This is a genomic window from Roseibacillus ishigakijimensis (genome assembly GCF_016595415.1).
GTDB classification, from domain to species: domain Bacteria; phylum Verrucomicrobiota; class Verrucomicrobiia; order Verrucomicrobiales; family Akkermansiaceae; genus Roseibacillus; species Roseibacillus ishigakijimensis.
This window is the reverse complement of record NZ_JAENIO010000049.1, coordinates 1-19,382: the sequence shown is the minus strand read 5'-3', so window position 1 is coordinate 19,382 and position 19,382 is coordinate 1. Positions and strand designations below refer to the sequence as shown.

Sequence of the window (19,382 nt, the reverse complement as noted above, 5' to 3'; positions counted from 1 at the left end):
GAGAAATTCCTGATGAATACTCCTCCCGCTGGCGCTCTTGTCAGACGCACCATCGGCTGGTGCTTAGCCATTCCCGCTTGCGCACTCAGCTTGAACAGTTGCAACAGCGAAAAGCTCCTTGATGTTCTGCTCGACGATCCTCCCCCTCGTCCCGGCCGGGAAAGTGCGCACGGCGAAGTTCTCTTGTTCAATCAAGACCAGCACGAACAGTGGAGTTCAAAGCGAGAATACAGTCAGGAACAAAAAGAGCAGTTGAAAGCCTATCGAGACTACCGCCAGCGAAGGAATGAAGGAGTGACACGAAGCGCTTTCCTACTGGCAAGGGAGTCCTCACCATTCTTCCTCCCTCTCTCTTAAAGGCATCCTCCGGGATGCCATTATTCTTCCCTCCTCTCTCCAAATAAATCATAGCTGAAAAACTTACAAAAGTTTATATAAGTTAATATTTATTCAATTATCTCAAATAAGCGATTTTCAAAAGGGAAGCTTTGCCTCCGACAAGAGAAGTCGTTAGAAAATGACATGACCTTTGGAGAACGCTCCCTCATCGTCCACGAACAACTGCGTGGAAAAATCGCCGTCACCTCGAAGCTCCCCGTAGCGACCACCGAGGACATGTCCATCGCCTACACTCCCGGGGTGGCCGCTCCCTGCGAAGCGATCGCCGCCGACCCCGCCAAAGCCTACGAGCTCACCATCAAGCGGAGCTCCGTGGCGGTCGTCACCGATGGCTCGGCAGTGCTGGGTCTGGGCAACATCGGCCCCCTCGCCGCCATGCCCGTGATGGAGGGCAAAGCGCTCCTCTTCAAGGAATATGGAAATATCGACGCATGGCCCATCTGCCTCGACACCCAGGACAGCGAGGAAATCATCGCCACCGTCCGCCGCATCGCCCCCGGCTTTGGCGGCGTCAACTTGGAAGACATCTCCGCCCCCCGCTGCTTTGAGATCGAGGATCGCCTGCAAGACCTCGGCATCCCCGTCTTTCACGACGACCAGCACGGCACCGCCATCGTCCTCCTCGCAGCCATGATCAATGCCTGCAAAGTGACCGGCAAAAAGATGACCGACCTCACTGTGGTTATCAATGGAGCGGGCGCAGCCGGCACCGCCATTGCCAAGCTCCTCCGCTGCGTGGGGCACGAGAACGCGGGCTGCATGACCGTGCGCGAAGTCATCATCTGCGATAGCAAGGGTGCCATCCATGCCGGACGCGAAGACCTCAACGAACAGAAGAAGGCCCTCCTTCAGTTCAGCAACAGCAGCCAACGAAGCGGCGAACTGAAGGAAGTGATCAAGGGGACCGACGTCTTTGTCGGGGTCAGCAAAGGCAACCTTCTCGATCGCCACGATATCGCAGCCATGAACCCCGACGCCATCATCCTCGCCATGGCCAACCCCACCCCGGAGATCTTACCCGAGGAAGCGAAAGCCGGCGGAGCCGCCATCGTCGGCACCGGCCGCAGCGACTTCCCCAACCAGGTCAACAACGTCCTCGCCTTTCCCGGCATCTTCCGGGGAGCTCTCGATGCCCGTGCGGCCCGCATCACTCCCGCGATGAAGCTGGCCGCAGCCCATGCCCTTGCCGATGCCGTGCAGGACCTGAGCGCGGACAAAATTCTCCCCTCCCCCCTCAACACCACCGTGCCTCCCCTCGTCGCCCGCGCGGTGGCCCAAGCTTGGAGCGAAGCCTGAAAATGCTAGACCAACACCTCAAAGACCCTCTTCCCCACCCACAATGAAACTCCTTCACGACACTCTACTGGTCTTTGCCGCTGCCACCCAGTTTTCCCTTGCAGGCTTCGATGTCTCAGAAGCTACTCTCGGAGATTTTGGGGATTTACCAGACTCCTACACTCTGATCACCGACAAGTTGAACGCGGGGGAGAATCGCATTTCCGGAACAATAGGAGGCCCGAATGAGCTGTATGATTGTTTCACTGTAAACAACGCGGACAACCTCATCATTCAATCCATCCGGATAGAAGTGACGTCTCCGACGCCCGCCACTCAAGACCCACTGGCTGGCTTCGGCTATCTGAGGCACGCGATTACGGATTCGTCTATCGGCATGTTAGATTTTTCATCTGCGGGAACGTATTACTGGAGAACAGCTCTCCTTGGCTACGATGGATTCACGGAGGGAGAAATTCCCCTTTGTGTGGTTAGCAGAGATTATTCCCAGGGGGACGAGTTTGGGGGGTATTACGTTTTTTCCTACACTGTCGTGATCGAAGCCTTCCCCCGAAATTCCATTCCTAACGCCTCACTCGAGATCAATCAGAATGAAGACGCAAGTTGGGAAGTTTCTCATTTCGGAAAGCTTCAATACTCTATGGACTTGAAAAACTGGTATTTTCACCCGTCTCCCAACTACGAGAGCCGCTTTATCGATGATGCCGTCCAAAATATCAAAAAGGAAATCCTGACCTTCAATACAGAAGAGGAAGAGAACTCGAAGCAGTTGTTTTTCCGAGCCATGCTCCCTTCTCTATCAGAGTGAACTGGCAAATCGCCCGGGCAGCGAAAACCGCCCCCAATCCTCCTCCCTTCTCCCGCTGCTTCTGCGAGGGAGCAAAAGGGGCGGGACGGCCGACCGCCGTGGAGAAACCGCTTTTCTCCAATGAGGCCTTGCATCCCGTCGAGGAGGGAAGGATTGTGCGGGCATGAAACACGTTCTCATCATCGGAGCGGGCGGAGTCGGTCATGTCGTCGCCCACAAATGTGCCATGGTTCCGGAGACCTTCGCCCAAATCACGCTGGCTTCCCGCACCCTTTCCAAATGCGAGGCCATCGCGGCCTCCGTGAAGGAGCGCACCGGACGGGACATCGCCACCCGCCAAATCGATGCCGATAACGTGACCGAGACCGCCGCTTTGCTGCGCGAACTCCAGCCCGACCTCCTCCTCAATGTCGCCCTGCCCTACCAAGACCTGCCCCTGATGGACGCTTGCCTGGAAGCGGGCGTCGACTACCTCGATACCGCCAACTACGAGCCGCCCAACGAGGCCAAGTTCGAGTATTCCCACCAATGGGCCTATCAGGATCGCTTCCTGGCAAAGGACCTCAGCGCCCTCCTCGGCTCCGGCTTCGATCCCGGGGTGACCGGCGTTTTCACCGCCTACGCGCTCAAACATCATTTCTCGGAGATTCACACCCTCGACATCATCGACGTCAATGGCGGGGACCACGGACACGCCTTTGCCACCAACTTCAATCCCGAGATCAACATCCGGGAGGTCACCGCCCCCTGCCGGCACTGGGAAAATGGCGAATTCGTGGAGACCGCCGCCATGTCCGAGCACCAGAGCTTCACTTGCCCGGAGGAGGTGGGCACCTACGAGATCTACCGCATGTATCACGAGGAGCTGGAGTCCCTCACCAAGCACATCCCCACCATCAAGCGCGCACAGTTCTGGATGTCCTTCTCGCCCAATTACCTGAAGCACCTCGAAGTGCTGCAAAACGTGGGCATGACCCGGATTGACCCGGTGGAATACAACGGACAGGAGATCATTCCGCTGCAATTTCTGAAGGCCGTCCTGCCCAATCCCGGTGATCTCGGCGAGCGCACCAAGGGCCGCACTTGCATCGGCAACATCATGACCGGTCTCGACAAGGAGGGCAAAGAAAGCGCCCTCTACATCTACAATATTTGCGACCACGAGGCCTGCTTCGAGGAAGTCGGTTCCCAGGCCATCTCCTACACCACCGGCGTTCCGGCCATGATTGGGGCCAAGCAAATGCTCTCCGGCAACTGGCGCAAGCCCGGAGTCTGGAACATGGAACAGCACGATCCGGACGCCTTCATGGCCGATCTCAACGAGCATGGTCTCCCTTGGAAAATGGTGGAGCTGAGCCTTGAGCAAGCCAAGGCCCTCGCCCCAGCCTGAAGGCCAGCCTTCTCCCCCGAAAAAGTTGCCCGGTCCACTTGACAACAGAAAAAGTTGTTTTTGCGCTTGCCTGCGAGACTGAGTCTCAATAGCAGTCACGCCACCATGAAGCAGACCACGAGCAAAACCTTGGCCACCCTATTGGCCACTGCCGCGACTCTCCCGGGGGTCACAATGGAAGAACTGGCCGCCCGGCTTGAGAAGCTGGAAAGCAAAGTCGATGCCTACGAGGCCAAGTATGGCCCCTTGGACGAGCCCGCCCGCCCGGCCGCATCAGCCGCGGCCCGGCCCGCTCCGGCTCCGGCGGCCCTTCCATCAGCCAAAAGTTCGCTAGGCGACAATGACATTGATGCCCTCTACAGCGGAGGAAGCTCCGACAACTACGGAGCCTCCAGCGCCTTGGCTTGGGCCGAGAAGACCACCATCGGAGGCTACGGCGAACTCCACCTCTCCCGCGACCTGGGGGGCAGCGAGGACAATGCCATTGATTTCCACCGCTGGGTTCTCTTCCTCAATCATTCCTTCTCCGACCGCATCAAGCTGTATTCCGAGTTCGAATTGGAGCACTCCTTGGCGGGTGATGGAGCCCCCGGCGAAGTGGAGTTGGAGCAGGCCTACATTGACTTCACCCTCGACCACGGTCTTAGCGCCAAAGCCGGTCTTTTCCTCATCCCGGTAGGGCTGCTGAATGAAACCCACGAGCCCAACACCTTCTTCGGGGTGGAGCGCAACCGGGTGGAGAGCAACATCATCCCCACCACTTGGTGGGAAGCAGGAGCCGGATTGTCCCAGACTTTGGAGAACGGATTCGGCTGGGACCTGGCCGTTCACTCTGGCTTGGATGTGCCCACCACCGGAAGCAGCGCCTACCGCATCCGCTCCGGTCGCCAGAAGGTGGCCGAAGCTCCCGCGCAAGAGCCTGCGGCTACCGCCCGCCTGCGCTACAACGGCCTTCCCGGCCTTTCCCTCTCAGGCTTTGCCCAGTATCAGCGCGATATCACCCAAACGACCTCCGCAGAGGACAACTCGGCGGTTCTCGTTGGGGGCACCGCCGTCTATCAGGCCGGCGGCTTCGGTTTGCGCGCCCTCATCGCCTCCTGGCACATCGATGGCACCGATTTTGAAGCGAATGACGCCGACCACCAGTGGGGCGGCTACATTGAGCCCTCCTACACCTGGAGCTTCGGCACCGACCAGCGGGTCGGCGTTTTCGGACGCTACAGCCATTACGAGTATGCCCGGGGCGCGGCGAACGCAGGCGGTGGCTCCTTCGACCAATTCGATATCGGAGTCAACTACTGGCCCATCGACAATGTGGTTCTAAAGGCTGACTACAACCACATTGTGGATGAAGACGAGGAGATCGAAAGCCTCCTCAATCTCGGCGTTGGCTACAGCTTCTAAGCTGCCCCACGCGCTTTTTTCCCATTGGCGGCGGTTCTTGCGGGTTGCAGGGACCGCCGTTTTCCCGTTCACTCTCCACGATCATGTTGCGCTCCCTTTCCCTCCCCCTACTCGCCCTCTTGATACTACTCGCGCCCTCTCTCTCTGCTGGCGAGCGGGTCTACCAGAAGCCTTCCGACTTCCTGCACTCGGTCTTCGGCCGCCAACTGCCGGCCACCCAGGCCCTCACCCTCACCAACACCCACCAGGCACGCATCAAGCGGCTCATCGGCCACCCCTATCGGGCCAGCAAGGTGCGCTACTGGCGCTCGGGAGGCAAAACCGCCTGGATTCTGGAAGAAATAGGCAAAACCGAACCCATCACCACCGGATTCGTCACCTCCGGCGGCACCATCACTCAAGTCCGCGTCCTCATCTACCGGGAAAGCCACGGTTATGAGGTTGCCGGAAACAACTTTTGCAAACAGTTCCAGGGAGCCAGCCTGCGTCAGGACGGACGCCTTAGCAAATCCATCCGCAATATCGCCGGAGCAACTCTCTCGGTGCGGGCCCTCGACGGGCTGGGACGAGTGGCCCTCTACCTCGATTCCATCCAGTGAGAAAAAGACGCCGCTATCACCGTTGGCTGGGGGGAGCGCTCGCCCTCCCCTTTTTCTGGCTGTGCCTCACCGGTCTCGTGCTCAATCACACCACCGAGCTGAAACTCGACCAACGGTTTTTGCGCTCCCCCCTGCTCACCGGATTCTATCTCGACATCCCCCCCCTCTCCTCCGGCCGCACTCTCGCGGTCGGCTCCCGCCACATCAGTCAATGGGGCGACACCCTCTTCCTGGACGAAGCGATCCTTCCGCTCGACGGCACCCTCGTCGGAGCGGTCCCGCTCGGGCCCCATTTGCTCCTGGCCACCCGGGAAAACCTCTATCTCCTCGATGCCAATGGCCAGCTCATTGACAGCCTGGGGGAAGCCTCTCTTCCCGAGACTCCCCTCCTCGCCTTGCAAAGCCACCCCCGCCCCCTCCTCCAGACCGCAACAGGACTTTACCAGTTCGACGCCGACCTCCTCGACTTTCCTCCCGCAAACGAAAAGAGCCCCCTTCCCCCGGCCCCCTGGCAGAAGTTCACCGCGCTCCCCGACTCCGACCTTCCCCATCGCCTGCAAGCCTCCCTCGCCGCCCAAACGCCAGTCTCCTACTATCGGGTGCTTCTGGACTTGCATAACTTTTCCTTTCTCGGCGGCGGGGGCAAATTCCTCCTCACCCTGTCCACCCTGGCCCTCCTCGCCCTGGCGGCCTCCGGATTAGGCCTCTTCCGGCCTCGCAAGAACCGCCCATCGCCATGACGCGTCGCCACGCCCTTCCTCTCCTCGCCACTTCTTTCCTTTTCCCCGCCTGCCGCACCAGGGAAGACGACCAGATTTGGCACGGCACCGCCTTCCACATCCCGGTTTCCCTCCAATACCCATCCGAGGAGAGACTCCCCCCGGGCTTACCCGACCTTCTCGCCGCCGCCGACCAGCTGCTCTCCCTCCATCGCTCAGATTCCGTTCTCAGCCGACTCAACGCCGAGGGCTCCCTCGCCCATCCACCCCAGGCCCTACTCGAGCTGCTGGCCAAGTGCCGCCTGCTGCATCAACAGTCCGGGGGAGTCTTCGACCCCACTATCCAGAGCTACTGGCGCTGGCTGGCCCAGCGTCATCGCGCGGGCACGCCCCCTTCTCCCACAGAGCGACAGAACCAGCTCCGCAAGGTGGACTTCTCCCGGGTCGAGTTCTCCGCCCGCCGCATCCGCCTCCACGGAACTCAATTGACCCTCAATGCCCTCGCCCAAGGTTATCTCACCGACCAAGTGACGGCCTTCTTGCAAGAGCGCCACCTCACCCGCGCCCTCGTCAACATGGGAGAATACCGGGCCTTCGGCAAAAAACGCTACTCCATCACCATCCCTCATCCCGACACCCGGGAGCGCCCGTTGGACGAAGTCACCCTCGCCAAGGAAGCTTTGGCCGTCTCCTCCGGGTCCGGCCACCGCCTAACGGCAACCGGGAGAGACAACCACCTCCTCGCCCCCGCGGAGGGAACCAGCCCACCCGCCCGGCGCACCATCGCCGTCTTTGCCCCCGACGCCCTCACCGCCGACGCCTGGGCCACTATTTTCACCCTTTCCCCAAACCTGCTCGACGCCCCCCCCCATGGCCTGCGAGCCCACCGCTGGGAAGGGGCTCCCACTCTTGAGGGAACGGTTTCAGGCTGACCGAACACTAAAACACCCAAGCCATGCCCCAAGCGACGACGAAGGGCATGGTGACAAGAGCCACCACGCTGGTGGCGATGATGACCTGCATGGCCACTTGGGGCTGCCCGCCGTAGATGCGGGTGATGAGAATGGGCGTGACCGCAGCCGGCATGCTGGCCTGCACCACCAGAACCTGCTTCAGCTCCGGAATCACGGGCAGATACTTAGCAAGAGCGAGAATCACCAAAGCCATCACCCCATTGCGGACGAAGACCGCTCCCAGGGCCACTTTCCAGTCGATTTTCTCTTTCCCAAAAAGATCGTGAATGGTGGCCCCGATAAGAATGAGCGCCATGGGAAAGGCACAGCCCCCCAGCCAGCTCATTGCCTGGCGGATGGTGACGCCCACCAGCGGTCCGCCCTCGCTCTCGAAAAACCGCCAGGCCCCCGAATAAGCCCCCGCCAAACCGAGCACAATGGCCACGATAGGCCCGTTGAGCAAAGCCCGGGGAGATTGCAGGAATTTCCCCGTAAGCAACATCACCCCGACCACCCAAATAGCGATTTCCACCCCGAGGCTGTGGACAAAGAGAATTCCTAGGACCCGATCATCGCTGGCTTCACTCACAAAGAGCGCCATGAGAACCGGGATGGCAGTGTAACCAAAATTCTGGATCCCTCCGGAAAGGGTGAAACTACGACTTCCCGAGCCACGCTTCATCCCCAGGACCCGGCTCACCAGCCAGGAGAAGGTGTAGCCGATCATGATGATCCCGAAACCCACCCCCACTCCCCAACCGACCACCGAAGGGACCCTCACCAATTCATTGGTAAGAACCTTGTCGAGGATAAGGCAGGGATAGAGAAAGTGGATAACGAGGCGCAACATCCCGCCGTCCACCTCAGGAGTCAGCATCTTGGCCCGGCGCAGCACCATGCCTGCTCCCACGAGGAAGTAGACTGGCAGAACCGCCTGTAGAACGGTGGTGAAAGAAAGCACGCCCCCTACCGACACTGTTTCCGCTTCCTGCGCAAGCCCCGTTCGCAACGGAATCAACCGTAATTGAGCACACCGGTGGAGTCGCCGAAGCGATTGGCGGGCACTCCCATCTCGTGCAGCATGCGCAAGTAGAGATTGGTAATGGGCGTATCATGCGGAAGGGTCAAATCCTGCCCCGGAGTGAGCGCTCCTCCACCTCCTCCGGCCATCACAATGGGCAGCTCGCGGTGGGAGTGGCGATCCCCGTCCGAAATGGCACTTCCATAGAGAATCATCGAGTTATCGAGAATCGAATTGCCATCGACATCCTTCTTGCTCTTCGCTTGCTGGAGAAAGTAAGCCAGCTGCTGGGTGTAAAAGAGGTCAATCTTGGCAATCTTGGCGAGCTTTTCTTCGTTCCGGCCATGATGCGAAAGGGCGTGGTGGCCCTCCGGCACGCCAATGTGGGAGAAATTACGGTTACTACCCTCGTGGGACATCAGGAAGGTCGCCACCCGCGTGGAATCGGTTTCGAAAGCCAAAAGCATCATATCGAACATGAGCCGGAGATGCTCTTCATAACTGCCCGGAATGCCCGCAGGAGCCTCCCGCCCGGCTTCCGGCAATTCCCAGCGTTCCGCCATCTCGATGCGACGTTCGATCTCGCGCACGCTGGTGAGATATTCATCAAGCTTCAGCTGATCACCCCGCCCCAATTGCTTTTGCAGCGACTTGGCATCCTCGTTGACAAAGTCCAGAATGGAACGCTCTCCAGCAAGTCGACGGGCCCGGCTCTCTGCACGCTCTTTGCCCGAACCCTTTCCAAACAAGCGCTCGAACAATTGCCGAGGATTGGATTCCGGGGTCATGGGCAGGGTCTCCGAACGCCAGGAAAGATTGAATTGATAAGCGCAGGAATAACCGGAGTCGCAAGAACCGGACTTGCGCACCCCGTCAGTAGATAGCTCAAGGGAACGGAAACGGGTCACCTGCCCCAAGCGTTCGGCAGCGTATTGATCCACCGATTGCCCGAGGGCGATATCGGCCCCGGCTGTTTTCTTGGGGCGCACTCCGGTCAGGAAGGCAGCATTTCCCCGGGCGTGATCTCCCCCGCCATCTCCACCGGAGGTTGCCTTTTCCACTTCCAGCCCGTTGATGAGAGAAAACTGATCCCGGTGCTCTTGCAAGGGAGCCAAGGTCTCCCCCGAATTCCACTTCGCGACATTCACCCCATTGGGAACGTAAAGATAAGCCATCCGGAGCGGGGCCCCCGTGGCCGTGGTAGCGAGACTCTTGGCTGCAGGGTGACTGGCCGCCAGCAGGCTACGAGTGGACTCGAAGGCCGGCAAACCCACTGCAGCTCCCAGTCCCATCAAAAAGCGACGTCGCGAGGTGTTCTCCATCATGCCCTATTTTACGCAGGGAAAGGGCCAATTCTACCGCTTTTTTCTACTACCAACGGGCATTCACCACTTGCAGACGCACATTCCGATTTCGTCTCCGCCCTTTTCGGCTAGATTTGCAGCGCATGAAAGCAACCAAGTTCATTCTCCTCTGTTCGTCCTTTTCCCTTCTTCTTGCCAGCTGCGTGGCCCCAACCGGTCAGGGAGGCCACACTCAAGGCGGGACTTATCAGGATCCTAACAACCCTTACGCCGTGCCCGGAGTGAGCACCGAGGGCGGATATGGTGCCGCCACCTCGACTTACGATGATGGCTCGCAAGCCCCCTACCAACCCATCCCCTCCCCGCCCGTCAACCCTCCCGCCACCAGCTCTCCCACTTACTCCCCGACCAGCCCGGCCGCGATTCCCAGCACCGGTGGTGGTAGCTCCCACACCGTCGTCAAGGGAGACACCTTGTGGGGTCTCAGCCGCCAATACAATGTAAGCGTTGACGAACTCCGCCAAGCAAATGCCCTCACTTCCGACACTATCATTTTGGGACAAACCCTAACCATTCCCCGCTAACACGGATTAGCTAGCGAGTTTCAAGAGGTGGGATTAATGAACAATCCCACCTTTTCTAAAAAAAGATGATAAATTCGTTATTCGTTCTTGCTCTGCCGGGATATTTGGGCCTTCACTCGGGCTCCCCTTTATCCCTCTATCATGCCCCAACCGCAAATCCCCTCCCAGCTTGAGCTGCAGACCCTCTCAATTCTCTGGTCGAATGGTCCCTCAACAGTTTCCCAAGTCAGCGAACTATTTCCCGATCAAAAGAAACGAGCCTACACCACTTACCTGTCTGTCCTCCAAAACTTGGAGAAAAAGAAGTTGGTCAAGTCCAAGCGCTCGGGCCGGGCAAATATCTATTCGGTCACGAAAGAACGAAGAACGGTCATTACCCCCATTCTCAAAGGCCTCATTCAAAATGTCTTTGCGGGTAGTTTGGGAGAGGCAATGGAAGCGCTCCTCGCCGCTGACCAACTGACCCCGGAAGAGAAAACTTCTCTCAATCGTGCTCTGCGAGCCCACCCGACCGCCGCACGCCAGCTTGCTCCACGCAAGGCAACCAAGAAAGCCACCAGGAAGAAGAGGGCAGCTACGAAAAAATCGTCCGCAACGACAACCCCTCCCAAAAAATCGCCGAAAAAGGCGAAGAAGAAAGTCGCAAAAAAGGCGCCTGTTAAGAAAGCGACCGCTCGCAAGTCGGCCAAGAAGACCACTCGCCGCCGCAAGACAGAAGAGGCCTGAGATGGGCCCTCTTCTTTCTCGTTAAAACGGAGCCACGCCCCCCCGGCGCAAGGAACCCGAGAGAAGAAAGAAACCGGAGGATGCTCTCCTTTCTTGGACCCGCAGCTGAAGACTGGTTCCTTCAAGAGGCTCGTTTCAGAAACGAGTGCCCCCCTCCCAGCCCCATCCGGAGTTCGCAAAAGGCCACACCGGAAGGATTTTCCAGGAATCCTCACTGTTCGGCGAATTTTTTTCACCCACCCTCTCGGAACTCGACTCCGCAAAAAGACACTCTCTACCAACAAGGTAAGAAAACCCAAGTGCCCTCCCGATTCGACGCCGAGCAATTTTTTTCGGTTTTTAGCAAAAAAGTCCTTGTCGTATCGAGTTCTCGAGTGCATAGTCGCCGCCCCGCGAGAGCGGGCCCAACCAACACTAACAAGTGACCCGTTCGTCTAATGGTTAGGACTCCAGATTTTCATTCTGGCAATAGGGGTTCGATCCCCCTACGGGTTGCCAATCTTTCCTTCGGGAAAGACAGGCACTGAAGGGACGCAAACGACCGCAGTTTTGACTGCGGTTTTTTTGTGCCCGTTTTTCCAGTTCAGGGCTCACTTCACATCCAAGCGCCCTTCTGGATCCTTCTCTGCGATTGTCGCGCTTAGTTCTCGCCACCTTTCGCCGTTTTCCTAAAGTTCCGCTAACATGAGCCCCCTGACTTATCTTGCTGCTGTTCTCACTCTCGGCATTCTCGCCCAATGGCTGGCTTGGCGCTTCCGCCTGCCGTCCATTCTCCTCCTCCTCGCCTTTGGTTTTGGTCTCTCCGCAACCACTGGCACCAGCATCGACGATTTCATGGAAGAACAGACCCTTCTCGCGATCACGGGTCTCTTCGTAGCCATCATCCTCTTTGAGGGCGGTCTAACCCTGAAATTCTCCGAGCTCCGGGAAGCTGGTAGTCCAGTGGTGCGCCTCTGCACTTGGGGAGTCCTCATTGCGGGCGTCTTAACCAGCTTCGCCGCCAATCTCGTTTTTGGTTGGGACTGGCGGGTAGCGGCCCTCCTCGGGGCCATCCTCGTAGTTACCGGTCCCACCGTAGTCGGGCCCCTTCTGCGTCTCATCAAGCCTACCCGCAAGGTCGCTTCCATCGTGAAGTGGGAAGGCATCGTCGTGGATCCCATCGGAGCCATCGCCGCCGTCCTGGTCTTTCAGGTCGCGATTTCCGCCGGGGTGCAAGACGCCATCAGCGATCTCTTGAAGGGCCTCTTTCTCACTCTCATCGTCGGCTTCGGCCTCGCCTTCTCCCTGGCCCGGGTGATTGAACTTCTTCTCAAGCATCACCTTATCCCCGACTTTTTGGAGTCCGTCTTTCTCCTTGCGGTGGTGGCCGCTTCCTTCGCTCTCTCCAATGCGGTGCAGGCGGAGTCCGGTCTCCTTACGGTCACCCTTCTGGGTATTGCCCTGGCCAATCAAAAAACGGTTTCCGTCAAACAAGTTCTCGAGTTCAAGGAGCACCTGCGCGTCCTCATCATCTCCCTACTCTTCATCCTCCTCTCCGGGCGCATTGAGCTCGCTTCTCTCAAATCCATTCTCGTGCCTGGCCTGATTTTCCTCGCCCTGCTCATTTTCATTGTTCGTCCGGCCTCAGTCCTCTTGGCCAATCTCGGGTCCCAGCAAACCACCTTCAATGAGAACCTCTTCCTCGCGGCCCTCGCCCCTCGCGGCATCGTGGCAGCGGCTGTCGCCTCCATTTTCGCGCTCGAGTTCTCCCATGCAGCCCACGATGGCATGATGGTGGAGGCCATTGCCCAACAGGCGGACCAGCTGGTTCCGGTCACCTTTATCGTCATCATTGGCACAGTGATGGTCTACGGCCTCTTGGCTGTTCCGCTGGCGCGTGGCCTCGGGGTGGCGGCCAAATCGACCAAAGGGGTTCTCTTTGCCGGAGCTGACCGATGGACCCGGATGCTGGCCAAGGCCCTCAACAGCGACGGTCATCCCGTCCTCCTGCTCGACACCAAGTTCGAAAAAATTTCTTCAGCCAAAATGGAAGGACTCCCTGCCGTGCGGGCCAATATCCTCTCCGAATTTGCAGAAGAAAACCTTGAGCTCACCGGCATCGGCCAACTCATCGCCGCCACCCCCAATGATGAGATCAACACCATGGCGGCACAGGAATTCGGGCACCTTTTTGGCAAAGCCAACTGCTGGCAGCTGACTCCTACCGACGCCGATGCCCACCACTCCAAAGCGGTCGATCATCGCCAGCGGGCCCGGCTCTGTTTCCATGGCGGCCCCAAGTTTCGCGAATTGGAAAACCTCGCCCTCAGTGGAGCCAGCATCAAGAAAACCCGGCTCACCGAGATTTTCACGCTGGCGGACTTTGTCCGGGAGCACGGAGAAAGCGCCCGGATTCTTTTCATGAACCACCCCGAAAAAGGCTTGGGTCCGGTGGAGCCGAAAACGGAAAACCTCCCCGCAGGAACCCAAATCTACGCCCTCGTGCCGGAAGAGGAATCCCCCAAGAACCAAAAAGCCAGTGAGGAAGAAAAAGCGCAGCCCATGGGTCTCTGAGGTTTCCCTCTCGCCTCTTTCCTGATTTTGCCCTAGCTTCAGACCACAATGTCCACCACCAATGCCGAGTCCACCTGGCTCCGCCGCGCGCAGGCCACTGCCCGGCGTTGCAACTGGGCTTGGTTTCTCGATCGGCTGGCCCTTCCCCTGGTCCTCCTTGGACTGCTGGCAACCGCATTCATCCTCGTCATTCGCCGGGAGGGAAGCTCTCTCCCCCTTCTACCCGTCCTTTGCGGGAGCGGAGGGGCCTTTGTCCTGGCCCTGCTGATCGCGTGGTGGCAGGCCCGACGACGATTCACCACACTTCCGCAGGCTCTCGTCCGCCTGGAGACGGCCATGGCCTTGGACAATGCCCTCACGGCGGCCCGGGCCGGGGTCACCCCTTGGCCCGCTCCGGGCGAGACTTCTTCCGATGGCACCCGCTGGAACTGGCCCCGCCTCCTCCTTCCACCGCTGGCGATCTTGCTTCTGCTCTCCGCCGCCTGCCTCTTGCCCATCTCCGCCAAGAGCCAGCATTCTCCCCCCCCGGAAGAGCCCGGCAACCGACAAGCCCTCCAAGCCAGCCTCGACGAACTGCGGGAAGAAAAGCTCGTCGACGAAGACTATCTCGATGACTTGGAGGAGAAAATCAACAAGCTGCGTGAGCAACCCGAGGAGAACTGGTTCGACCACGCCGCCTTGGAAGCCACCGACACCCTGAAGGAAACTCATGAAAAGAATCTGCGGGAATTGGAAAAATCTCTGCAAAAAGCGGAACGAAGCCTGCAGGCTCTGCAAAACAACGCCGCAGAGTTGACTCCCGGCAACCGGGAGCGACTTATGGGCGAGTTTGCGGAGGCCCTCGAAAAAATGAATAGGGGCGCCATGAAGCCCAATCAGGAACTTCGGGAGCAGTTGGGCAAAATCGATCCCAGCCAATTGGGCCAGCTCAGCCCGGAGCAACTCAATCAACTGCGCCAGAACATGCGCGAACACGCGCAGAAAATGCAGCAGTCCGCACCCGGACAGCCGGGCGGCGGGGAGGGCCCCGGTGGCGAATGGCTCGACGAACTGCTGCAGGAAGGAGGGACGGGGAATCAGCCCGGCCAAGCTGGCCAACAGCCCGGTAGCCAGCCCGGCCAAGGTGGAATCAATCGCGGCCCCGGCACCGCTCCCGGCGTTCTCGGCCAAAAAGGCGACCCCTTGGCAGGAGGCGGGTTGGAAGGCCTCCAGTCCCGCGACCTGTCCCAGACCCTCCCGGGCGATCTCTTGCAATTGGAAGACGGAGAACACCAGGTTGACAAAGTGGCGCCGGGAGTGCGCGGCGGCGGCCAAGTGGACAACCTCGGCCAGGGCGGCGACCTCATCTGGAAAATAGCCCCCAATCTCCATCCCGCCGAAAAGCAAGCTTTGCGCGAATTTTTCAAATAACGACCCCTGCGATCCCGTGGTGAGGCGCACACTCACCCGAAGAGGGGCTTGCCCAATCGCGCAAAAGAGCGTATCGCTGCCCCGCAAATGTCTCTACCCGCAATTACCCAAGTCACTGGCACTGCCGTTCCTGTCCTCGGAAATGATATCGACACCGACCGCATCATTCCCGCCCGCTTCATGAAATGCGTGACCTTCGACGACCTCGCGGAAGGCATGTTCTACGACGTCAAGGTGAATCCGGAGACAGGCGAGAAGACCAATCACCCCCTCAATGACGCGAAGTTTGACGGCGCGACCATCATTCTCTCTGGCGCCAACTTTGGATGCGGTTCCTCCCGCGAGCACGCTCCCCAGTCCATCTACCGCTCCGGCTTCCGCGCCATCATTGCGGAATCCTTCGCCGAGATTTTCTTTGGCAACTCCACCACCCTTGGCATGCCTTGCCTCTGCGCCAGCGCGGAAGATATTGCCGCTCTGGCCGCCTTTGTGACTGAGGCTCCCGAGACCCGCATCACCATCAATGTCGACACCCTCAAAGTTCACTACGCCGACATATCCTTCCCAGTGACCATGCCCGGCTCGGCTCGCAGCGCCCTCACCACGGCCAAATACGATCCCTTGGCAGAGCTCTTGGAAAACAGCGAAAACATCGAGAAGACCGCCGGCAACCTCGCCTACGTCTAAGCCCTCTGCCCGGCCATTCTCCCGCCTCTCACTGAAAAAGCAGCCCCTCACCCGGGCTGCTTTTTTCTTTTAATACCATATAAATAGTTATTTTGCGGTCTAGTGAGAATCCGTTCTACTTGAACGATACCCCGACCCTCTCAGCGTCGCAAACGAACTCGATTGTAACGAAAACACGATACAAGCCAGTGCCTCAATTACCAGCGATCGCGTCCGCCACAATCCGTCAGGCGATCCTGTCAAAGAGTCAGTTTCCCGCCTCTTCATTTCCAGGTGATGATGATGGCTTGCGAACTTGGCGTGGCTTCAATCAGTATGGTTCCATCTTCCACAACCGCTGACAGGTTCACGTCACCGCGCATTGCTCTCGCTGTGGTGGCATTCGCCGCTTCGATGACTAGGGTTAGCGGAACGTTGTAGAGTTGCGGGTCGAGGGCTGAAGTGAGCGTGCAAGTGAGTTTGCCGACCTCCCCCGACGCACTCAACTTCGCATTCTCCCGCTCTTTTTCATAGCGAGAGACATTGGCGAAAGTGTCCACCCAGATGTCCTGCTCATGGCTTTTGACATACTTCAGGTGCTCGTGAAGCACCTCCCGACTGCTCATCGCAGCATAGCCTTCCTCGATGCCATGAGTCATCAGAACGCCCCATTTTTCATCCCGCACCAACTTATCCGCCCAAGTATTAAGCGAAGCAGCGGTAGTCGATCCCTTGGTGCTCTGTTGGAAAGCGCGGTAGGCCACGTGATGCTTCAAGGCGATTTCTCTCACCTGCGGATTCGAGCTATTTCCGGGAAAGGCAATGGTCAGCGGCGGCTCGCCAATATGCGATGCAATGACCTCGCTCGCCTTGCCAATCTGCTCATCCACCTCTCTGGAGGACAGCTTTGTCAACGCCGGATGCGACCAGGTATGATTGGCAATTTCATGACCGTTCCCGGACATCTCTTTCAGTTCGGGCCAACTGATTCCGCCCCAAAATCGCCGAACATTCTCGACATCACAATGCCGGGCTCCTTCCTCTGGAGTCTTGGCAGTCTTTCCAGCGATGACAAAGAAGGTTCCCTTGAAACCAAACTCGTCGAGCATCGGCACGGCAAGAGTATATTGATCCCGAATATTGTCGTCGAAGGTGTAACTGATGGCGGCAGCTCTATTCCCGTCGAAGCGGGCAATACGGACCGAAGGCGTTTCCGCTCCTCCCACTAAGGCGCGGTCCACAAGGAGGATGCCAATCAATGCGATGAGGGAAAACCGAAACTTCATAGCCGGAAAAATCACCGGGACTGGATTGTTCTGATGGCAGGCTTGGGTGCAGGCTGAGTGAAATCAAAACCAAGGTGGGCCGGCTGGTTGTAGCCGATGTTTTGCACCACAACATTCATGCGATAGGTGGAGTCATGCATGAGGGTGTAATTCCTGCGGTCGGTGGGCAGCCAGGAAGAAAAGACCAGCAAAGCCTGGTTGTCACCGCGCCGGAAAACAATTTCCTCGCGCCAATCGCCAAGGATGTCCGCCACGAGGTTGGCATCCTTCTTGGAGCTATGAATCGTGCCCGCGCCGTATCGCCAGCCCTCAAGGATGCGACCAGACGGACCCAGACTAATGATAGTTCCATTTCGCAACTCGCGCTGGACATCGCCATCGAAGTAGACCGGTTGGCTATAGGAGTTGTAGTTTGTTTCAATCACATTCCCCTTGCAGTCAGTATTCGGTCTCGCAATGGAGGTGCATTCAGCCCCCGGAAAGCGCGCATCCACATCTGCCGCCCAAGCCCGTCCCACATCCGACGCGCTTCGGCTCTCCCACAGGATTTCCCCAGTTCCTGCCGCTCGCATCGAGATGCCATAAGTTTTGTTTTCATGCCCTTGGTAAAACTCGAGCCCGGGGTGCGACGGATCCAAATCTCCCAAAGCGTGGCTATCGCCGTGGCCCATGCCAGTCGAATAAAGTCCCGTGCCCTCATGATCGATGGCGCAAGCTCCGTAGATGAGTTCGTCAGAGCCATCACCGTCCACATCGCCAACGGCGAGGCTGTGATTCCCCTGTCCACGATACTTCCGGTATTCTGGATGCTCCGGATCCTCGGTATCGAAGGTCCACACCGGCTCGAGTCTTATTCCATCCCAGCGGTAAGACTGCATCGCAATGCGCGAGTAGATGCCACGAGCAAAAACCAGGAGCGGACGCGAACCATTCTGATAAAGGACCGCCGCCTTGATGGATGAAGCCCGATGACCGTAGTTATCATCCCAGGTCGCTTCCAGTTCCGACTCCGGACCGATGGGTGGCCAGTAAAGCGTGGAAGCGAGTTCCGCGCCGGTCTCCCCTTTGAAGACGGAAATATAAGCAGGATCTTCCACCAGTCTACCACTGATGCGCTTGAGCACCTCTCGATCGTTGTCCTCTCCCGCAGGCCCCTTGCTGAGGAAGCGGCCCGTGCCATCACGCGTTCGCGGACCCGTCTTACAAGCCACCTCCGCCTTCCCATCACCATCGAAATCATACACGAGAAAGGCCAACTTATTGCGGGTCACATTCGGCCCACAGTCGATGCGCCACAAACGCCTGCCATCCAGCTTAATGGCCTCGAGGTAGGGCTGTTGACCCTCCCACTCGAACACGAGTTCATACTCCCCGTCGCCATCGAGATCGCCCACGCTCATGTCTCCGGGCCTGTGCTCACTCGAAGGGGGCGAGAGCGGAATTTCCAAATAGGGAAGAGCGGTTATCCCCTTCTTCCGTGCATCCTTCCTCGGCTCCTTCATTGGCCAGACCTTCACCTCTTGCGAACGGCCTAGGATGTCGTTTTTTTGCACTGCCTCGACCGCATAGCGATCATTCACTTTGCCCTCTTGATCGAGAAAATTCGATGGCCCGCTCAGGGCGAGATCAGTAATTTTCTTACCATTCCGATAGAGATTAAAGCCCGTCTCATCGCCGTCTGTGCCCAGCACGCGCCAGGACAGGAAGATGCCAGCGGGAGACTCCATGGCGACCAGACCCCGGTCCAGCCACTCCATGACCCGAGGGAGCCGCTCCCCTTCCTTCACCTCGCCATGGGCCGGGACCAACCCGAAGAAAACGTTTGTGAGAACGAGATAGAGAAGAAAGGAAGTCCTGAAAGGAAACGGGCGGGTAAAAAGGCGCATGGTAAAGTCGAACAAAAAGTCGCGGAAGTATCCCGAGCAATCTAAAGGTAATTTCGGACTCCCCTGCTCCACAATACCTAAATAGTAGTAGACATGCCTGAGCCCTCTCACCCAGAAAGCAGACCAAGGAGAGCTCTAATCAACCCACTGGCAACAGATCACAACCATGACTCGAACTGATTCAATCGAGAAAAGACCATCATCTGCTACTGTGCGAGACCGATGACTTGGTAAGTGAGACCAAACTGATCATAAAGCGGCCTCCACGCTTTTCGGCTAGTGGCCATTCGCGTCAGGTTAAGGCTGTGAGGCCTGATTCTATGGGGGATTTGCGGGTTCGTTGGTCTCTTTTGAGGTGCCGCGGATCAGGACTGAAAT

Annotated in this window: 16 protein-coding genes and 1 tRNA gene; 13 read left to right on the top strand and 4 right to left on the bottom strand. The window is 58.3% G+C overall.

Annotated elements, in window-relative coordinates:
* Positions 1 to 522: 522 nt before the first annotated feature.
* From JIN78_RS14870 to JIN78_RS14840, 7 genes are all read left to right on the top strand, one after another.
* Positions 523 to 1,695, top strand: a complete 1,173-nt coding sequence (locus JIN78_RS14870) for an NAD(P)-dependent malic enzyme (protein ID WP_200392781.1) — start codon at positions 523 to 525, stop codon at positions 1,693 to 1,695.
* Positions 1,696 to 1,738: 43 nt separating this feature from the next.
* Positions 1,739 to 2,503, top strand: a complete 765-nt coding sequence (locus tag JIN78_RS14865; protein ID WP_200392780.1) for a hypothetical protein — start codon at positions 1,739 to 1,741, stop codon at positions 2,501 to 2,503.
* Positions 2,504 to 2,666: 163 nt separating this feature from the next.
* Positions 2,667 to 3,893 (top strand): saccharopine dehydrogenase family protein, encoded by a 1,227-nt coding sequence (locus JIN78_RS14860; protein WP_200392779.1) that lies wholly within the window; start codon positions 2,667 to 2,669, stop codon positions 3,891 to 3,893.
* A 105-nt stretch (positions 3,894 to 3,998) separates the two neighbouring features.
* Entirely contained in the window at positions 3,999 to 5,297 is a 1,299-nt protein-coding gene (locus tag JIN78_RS14855) for a porin (RefSeq protein WP_200392778.1), read from the top strand.
* Between the two features lie 83 nt (positions 5,298 to 5,380).
* Positions 5,381 to 5,896, top strand: a complete 516-nt coding sequence (locus JIN78_RS14850) for an FMN-binding protein (RefSeq protein ID WP_200392777.1) — start codon at positions 5,381 to 5,383, stop codon at positions 5,894 to 5,896.
* Positions 5,893 to 6,636, top strand: coding sequence for a PepSY domain-containing protein (locus JIN78_RS14845; protein ID WP_200392776.1), 744 nt, complete (start codon positions 5,893 to 5,895; stop codon positions 6,634 to 6,636). Before JIN78_RS14850 ends, JIN78_RS14845 begins: the two co-directional genes overlap by 4 nt.
* Positions 6,633 to 7,547 (top strand): FAD:protein FMN transferase, encoded by a 915-nt coding sequence (locus JIN78_RS14840; protein ID WP_200392775.1) that lies wholly within the window; start codon positions 6,633 to 6,635, stop codon positions 7,545 to 7,547. The genes JIN78_RS14845 and JIN78_RS14840 overlap by 4 nt, the downstream gene beginning before the upstream one ends.
* 7 nt (positions 7,548 to 7,554) lie before the next feature.
* Here JIN78_RS14840 and JIN78_RS14835 read toward each other — a convergent pair whose 3' ends face one another.
* Entirely contained in the window at positions 7,555 to 8,529 is a 975-nt protein-coding gene (locus JIN78_RS14835) for an AEC family transporter (protein ID WP_200392774.1), read from the bottom strand.
* A gap of 53 nt (positions 8,530 to 8,582) precedes the next feature.
* The gene (locus JIN78_RS14830) at positions 8,583 to 9,914 is read right to left on the bottom strand and encodes a DUF1552 domain-containing protein (RefSeq protein ID WP_234038023.1); all 1,332 of its coding nucleotides are present in this window, start codon (positions 9,912 to 9,914) and stop codon (positions 8,583 to 8,585) included.
* Positions 9,915 to 10,036: 122 nt separating this feature from the next.
* On the opposite strand from JIN78_RS14830, the gene JIN78_RS14825 reads away from it, so the two are divergent.
* The 6 genes from JIN78_RS14825 to JIN78_RS14800 all read left to right on the top strand — a co-directional run bounded on the left by JIN78_RS14825 (position 10,037) and on the right by JIN78_RS14800 (position 15,853).
* A complete protein-coding gene (locus JIN78_RS14825; RefSeq protein WP_200392773.1) occupies positions 10,037 to 10,477 on the top strand; it encodes a LysM peptidoglycan-binding domain-containing protein in 441 nt (146 codons plus the stop codon).
* A gap of 141 nt (positions 10,478 to 10,618) precedes the next feature.
* Positions 10,619 to 11,203 carry a BlaI/MecI/CopY family transcriptional regulator gene (locus JIN78_RS14820; protein WP_200392772.1) on the top strand — a complete coding sequence of 195 codons (585 nt, stop codon included), beginning with the start codon at positions 10,619 to 10,621 and terminating at the stop codon, positions 11,201 to 11,203.
* 423 nt (positions 11,204 to 11,626) lie between these two features.
* Positions 11,627 to 11,701: transfer RNA gene (locus JIN78_RS14815), tRNA-Glu, on the top strand.
* A 186-nt stretch (positions 11,702 to 11,887) separates the two neighbouring features.
* Positions 11,888 to 13,756 (top strand): cation:proton antiporter, encoded by a 1,869-nt coding sequence (locus JIN78_RS14810; protein WP_200392771.1) that lies wholly within the window; start codon positions 11,888 to 11,890, stop codon positions 13,754 to 13,756.
* A 48-nt stretch (positions 13,757 to 13,804) separates the two neighbouring features.
* A complete protein-coding gene (locus tag JIN78_RS14805) occupies positions 13,805 to 15,166 on the top strand; it encodes a hypothetical protein (protein WP_200392770.1) in 1,362 nt (453 codons plus the stop codon).
* A gap of 87 nt (positions 15,167 to 15,253) precedes the next feature.
* Positions 15,254 to 15,853, top strand: a complete 600-nt coding sequence (locus tag JIN78_RS14800; protein ID WP_200392769.1) for a 3-isopropylmalate dehydratase small subunit — start codon at positions 15,254 to 15,256, stop codon at positions 15,851 to 15,853.
* Between the two features lie 263 nt (positions 15,854 to 16,116).
* Here the strand turns inward: JIN78_RS14800 and JIN78_RS14795 are convergent, their stop codons facing one another.
* Positions 16,117 to 17,118 carry a polysaccharide deacetylase family protein gene (locus tag JIN78_RS14795; RefSeq protein WP_200392768.1) on the bottom strand — a complete coding sequence of 334 codons (1,002 nt, stop codon included), beginning with the start codon at positions 17,116 to 17,118 and terminating at the stop codon, positions 16,117 to 16,119.
* 11 nt (positions 17,119 to 17,129) lie between these two features.
* Positions 17,130 to 19,004, bottom strand: a complete 1,875-nt coding sequence (locus tag JIN78_RS14790) for a rhamnogalacturonan lyase family protein (RefSeq protein ID WP_200392767.1) — start codon at positions 19,002 to 19,004, stop codon at positions 17,130 to 17,132.
* Positions 19,005 to 19,382: the final 378 nt, after the last annotated feature.

What these genes read in the sequence shown, in the direction of transcription:
- JIN78_RS14850 (WP_200392777.1), top strand. Translation starts at nt 5,381, where the DNA reads ATGTTGCGCTCCCTTTCCCTCCCCCTACTCGCCCTCTTGATACTACTC.
- JIN78_RS14800 (WP_200392769.1), top strand. Translation starts at nt 15,254, where the DNA reads ATGTCTCTACCCGCAATTACCCAAGTCACTGGCACTGCCGTTCCTGTC.
- JIN78_RS14795 (WP_200392768.1), bottom strand. Translation starts at nt 17,118, where the DNA reads ATGAAGTTTCGGTTTTCCCTCATCGCATTGATTGGCATCCTCCTTGTG.
- JIN78_RS14840 (WP_200392775.1), top strand. Translation starts at nt 6,633, where the DNA reads ATGACGCGTCGCCACGCCCTTCCTCTCCTCGCCACTTCTTTCCTTTTC.
- JIN78_RS14865 (WP_200392780.1), top strand. Translation starts at nt 1,739, where the DNA reads ATGAAACTCCTTCACGACACTCTACTGGTCTTTGCCGCTGCCACCCAG.
- JIN78_RS14820 (WP_200392772.1), top strand. Translation starts at nt 10,619, where the DNA reads ATGCCCCAACCGCAAATCCCCTCCCAGCTTGAGCTGCAGACCCTCTCA.
- JIN78_RS14860 (WP_200392779.1), top strand. Translation starts at nt 2,667, where the DNA reads ATGAAACACGTTCTCATCATCGGAGCGGGCGGAGTCGGTCATGTCGTC.
- JIN78_RS14790 (WP_200392767.1), bottom strand. Translation starts at nt 19,004, where the DNA reads ATGCGCCTTTTTACCCGCCCGTTTCCTTTCAGGACTTCCTTTCTTCTC.
- JIN78_RS14810 (WP_200392771.1), top strand. Translation starts at nt 11,888, where the DNA reads ATGAGCCCCCTGACTTATCTTGCTGCTGTTCTCACTCTCGGCATTCTC.
- JIN78_RS14855 (WP_200392778.1), top strand. Translation starts at nt 3,999, where the DNA reads ATGAAGCAGACCACGAGCAAAACCTTGGCCACCCTATTGGCCACTGCC.
- JIN78_RS14825 (WP_200392773.1), top strand. Translation starts at nt 10,037, where the DNA reads ATGAAAGCAACCAAGTTCATTCTCCTCTGTTCGTCCTTTTCCCTTCTT.
- JIN78_RS14805 (WP_200392770.1), top strand. Translation starts at nt 13,805, where the DNA reads ATGTCCACCACCAATGCCGAGTCCACCTGGCTCCGCCGCGCGCAGGCC.
- JIN78_RS14870 (WP_200392781.1), top strand. Translation starts at nt 523, where the DNA reads ATGACCTTTGGAGAACGCTCCCTCATCGTCCACGAACAACTGCGTGGA.
- JIN78_RS14830 (WP_234038023.1), bottom strand. Translation starts at nt 9,914, where the DNA reads ATGATGGAGAACACCTCGCGACGTCGCTTTTTGATGGGACTGGGAGCT.